Consider the following 811-nt stretch of genomic DNA (forward strand, 5'->3'; position numbering starts at 1 on the left):
GTGAAGGCGGACGGGACGGGCGTCGATCTGGCGAACGTGAAGATGTCGATGAACCCGTTCGATGAGATCGCGGTGGAAGAGGCGATCCGGCTGAAGGAGAAGGGGGCGGCGACGGAGGTCGTCGTCGTTTCGATCGGCGAGCCGAAGGCGGCGGACACGCTGCGCACGGCGCTCGCCATGGGCGCGGACCGGGCGGTGCTGATCACCGCGGACCAGCCGGTCGAGCCGCTGGGCGTGGCGAAACTGCTGGCCAAGCTGGTCGAGGAGGAACAGCCCGGCCTGGTGATCCTGGGCAAGCAGGCGATCGACGGTGACAACAACCAGACCGGGCAGATGCTGGCCGGTCTGCTCGGCTGGGCGCAGGGCACTTTTGCGAGCAAGGTCGAGATCGAGGGGGAGACGGCCAACGTCACTCGCGAGGTCGATGGCGGGCTGGAGACGGTGGCGCTGACGCTGCCGGCGATCGTGACGACCGACCTGCGCCTCAACGAGCCGCGCTATGCGTCGCTGCCCAACATCATGAAGGCCAAGTCCAAGCCGATGGCGACCAAGACGGCGGCCGATTACGGCGTCGACGTGTCGCCCCGGCTGACGATCACCCATGTCGCCGAGCCGGGCCAGCGGCAGGCGGGGATCAAGGTCGGCTCGGTCGACGAGCTGGTGGAAAAGCTGAAAGCGCTGGGAGTGGCCAAGTGAAGACGCTGGTTTGGGTCGAGCATGACGGCGGGGCCGTCAAGGATGCGACGCTGTCGACGGTGACGGCGGCGGCGAAGCTGGGCGAGGTGCACCTGCTGGTCGCGGGGCAGGGCAT

At 68.1% G+C, this 811-nt stretch carries 1 protein-coding gene and 1 pseudogene; both read left to right on the top strand.

All coding sequences use genetic code 11. The features are described from left to right. On the top strand, positions 1–696 hold a 696-nt coding region (locus RN629_RS18240), incomplete at its 5' end, for an electron transfer flavoprotein subunit beta/FixA family protein (protein WP_407036494.1). Further along, positions 693–811: pseudogene (locus tag RN629_RS18245) on the top strand (electron transfer flavoprotein subunit alpha/FixB family protein); the annotation flags it as partial. The gene RN629_RS18240 and the pseudogene RN629_RS18245, both read left to right, overlap by 4 nt.

It is taken from the genome of Facivitalis istanbulensis, assembly GCF_040560405.1.
GTDB classification, from domain to species: domain Bacteria; phylum Pseudomonadota; class Alphaproteobacteria; order Sphingomonadales; family Sphingomonadaceae; genus Sphingomonas; species Sphingomonas istanbulensis.